The organism is Acidiphilium sp. PM (assembly GCF_000219295.1).
GTDB lineage: Bacteria > Pseudomonadota > Alphaproteobacteria > Acetobacterales > Acetobacteraceae > Acidiphilium > Acidiphilium multivorum.
This window is the reverse complement of sequence record NZ_AFPR01000394.1, coordinates 1-651: the sequence shown is the minus strand read 5'-3', so window position 1 is coordinate 651 and position 651 is coordinate 1. Positions and strand designations below refer to the sequence as shown.

Annotated in this window: 1 protein-coding gene; it reads left to right on the top strand. The window is 67.7% G+C overall.

The window, feature by feature from the left end; genetic code table 11:
* On the top strand, nt 1-651 hold a 651-nt coding region (narI, locus tag APM_RS12975), incomplete at both ends, for a respiratory nitrate reductase subunit gamma (RefSeq protein ID WP_039888654.1).

Genomic DNA, 651 nt, shown 5'->3' with positions numbered 1-651 from the left:
CACCGCCCTGTTCGGCGTCTACCCCTATGTCTGCCTCGCCGTGCTGCTGGTCGGCAGCCTGATCCGCTTCGATCACGGCGCCTACACCTGGAAGAGCGACTCCTCGCAGCTGCTGCGCCGCAAGCGCCTGCGCCTCGGCTCCAACCTCTTCCATTACGGCGTGCTCACCGTGGTCGGCGGCCATTTCGTCGGCTTCCTGATGCCGGACTGGGCGGTCTCCTGGCTGATCAGCCCGGCGCAGCACGAATTGCTGGCGATGGCGGTCGGCGGGCTGGCCGGAATCATCGCCATCATCGGCCTGTCCATCCTCATCCACCGCCGCCTGACCGACACGCGCATCCGCGCCACCAGCCGCAAGCGCGACATCGCGATCGTGCTGATGCTCTGGTGCCAGCTCGCCCTCGGCCTGCTCACCGTGCCGGTCTCCGCCCTGCACATGAGCGGCGGGCTGTTCGAGCAGCTGGTCGGCTACGTCAAGGGCGTCGTCACCTTCCAGCCCGACGTCGCGCAACTGCTGGTCGGCACGCCGCTGGTCTACCGCCTGCACATCCTGCTCGGCTTCACCATCTTCCTGGTCTCGCCCTTCACCCGGATGGTCCATGTCTGGAGCGCGCCGGTCTGGTATCTCGGCCGCCGCGGCTACCAGATCGT